Origin of the sequence: Streptomyces sp. NPDC058470 (assembly GCF_042721055.1) — a bacterium.
In the GTDB taxonomy this organism is placed as follows: domain Bacteria; phylum Actinomycetota; class Actinomycetes; order Streptomycetales; family Streptomycetaceae; genus Streptomyces.
In genome coordinates this window covers 1-1,863 of record NZ_JBHXMF010000145.1, presented here as the reverse complement: position 1 = coordinate 1,863, position 1,863 = coordinate 1, and the positions used below count along the sequence as shown (strand labels likewise).

The following is a 1,863-nucleotide window of genomic DNA, read 5'->3' as shown; positions in this document are numbered from 1 at the left end:
CGGCCAGCATCGCACCGACCGTCTGCGCCGGGTCGAACCGGACCCGCACCGGGATCGTGTTGATGAAGAAACCGAGTATGTCCTCCATGCCCGGCAGGTCGGCGGGGCGCCCTGCCACGGTCGCGCCGAACACCACATCGCGGCGTCCCGTCAGCTGGCCGACCACCAGTGCCCAGGCTGCCTGGACGACGGTGTTGAGCGTCAGGCCATGCCGGCCGGCCATCTCGCGCAGCGCCGAAGCCAGCTCCGTGCTTGTCCGCGTTACCACCCTTCCGGTAGCGCCGGGCATGGACACGCCCGTCTCCCCCGGAGCGACCAGCGTCGGCTCGTCCATACCTGCCAGCGCTTCCCGCCATGCGGTCCGCGCGGTTTCCTTGTCCTGCTGCACCAGCCACGTCAGGTAGTTGCGGTACGGAGTCACCGCGGGCAAGCCCCTTGTACTGCCACCAGTCGCGTAGGCGGCCCACAGGTCCCGTGTCAGGATCGGCAGCGACCAGCCGTCCAGCAGGATGTGATGCAGCGTGATCACCATCCGGTGCCGGTCCGCACCCACCTTCACCAGAAGGATCCGCAGCAGCGGCGGCGCCGCCAGATCGAACCTCCGGGCCCGCTCCTCGACGCCCAGCCGTTCCGCCTCAGCCAGCGCCTCGTCCTCGGGCAGGGCGGACAGGTCCACCTCACGCCACGGCAGGGTCACCTCCCGCGCGATCACCTGCACCGGCTGCTCCACGCCGGTGAGTTGCCGGAAACCGGCCCGCAGACTCGCGTGCCGAGCCGTCAGCGCCTCCCAGGCTGCGCGTAATGCCCCGGCATCCAACTGCCCTTCGAGGCCCAGGTCCATCTGTTCCACGTACACATCGGTGCCCTGCTCGTCGAACAGCGCGTGGAACAGCAGGCCCTCCTGCAACGGCGCCACCGGCAGCACCTCGTCCAGGCCCGGTAGCTCCGTCTCCAGCTGCTCGATCCGCTCCTGGTCCAGCGCCACCAACGGGAAATCGGACGGCGTACGACCACCGCTCCCGGGAAGGGATGTGTGCGCGGCGAGGCCGGCCAGCATCGCCGCCCAACCCTCGGCCAGCCGCTCGGCGGCCGCCTCGTCCAGAAGCCGTTCGGGCCAAACCAGAGTCAGCGTGAGCTCGGGACCTTCGGCCAGATCGTGGACCACGCCCTCGGCCTCGATGGCGTGCATCACCGGGAACTCCCCCTCAACACCTCCGCCGGGTCTGCCTTCGTCGGCAGGCGACCAGGCGCTCCGTGCACGGTGGCCGGCTCCCTGAGCTGCGATCCTGCCCAGGTAGTTGAAGCCGATCTGTGCGGACGGCAGGGCCGCGAGTTCGGGCGCGGTCTCAGGGTTGAGGTAGCGGAGCATGCCGTACCCCAGACCGTCGCCCGGGATCGCCCGCAACTGCTCCTTGACCCGCTTCACAGCCCGGCCCGCAGCCGGACCCCCCGCCCGCACATCGGCCAGGTCGACGGCTCCAGCATCCAGGCGCACCGGATGAACACTCGTGAACCAGCCCACCGTGCGCGACAGATCGACACCGTCGACCAGGGGCACCCGCCCGTGGCCCTCAACATCCATGAGCAGACCGCCGGGCGTGCCCCGTGCGTCGCGCCATTCGGCGATGGCCGTCGTGAGACCGGTCAGCAGTACGTCATCGATCCCGGCGTGGAACACGGCTGGAACCGTGGTGAGCAGCACGGAGGTGACTTCCGTGGGCACACGCACGGAAACTCTGCGAACCGTGGTGGTCAGATCCCTGCCCGGATCGACAGGCTCGGCGGTCAGCAGCGGGTCGGGCCCCAGGAGCAGCCGGATCCACTCGGGCAGCTCAGCCCGTGTCTCCTCGCTCTCAGCCTGTA

At 69.8% G+C, this 1,863-nt stretch carries 1 protein-coding gene; it reads right to left on the bottom strand.

Features of this window, described 5'->3' with window-relative positions:
• The coding region (locus ACFWP7_RS42560) for a condensation domain-containing protein (RefSeq protein ID WP_384394024.1) at positions 1–1,863 on the bottom strand (1,863 nt) is incomplete at both ends.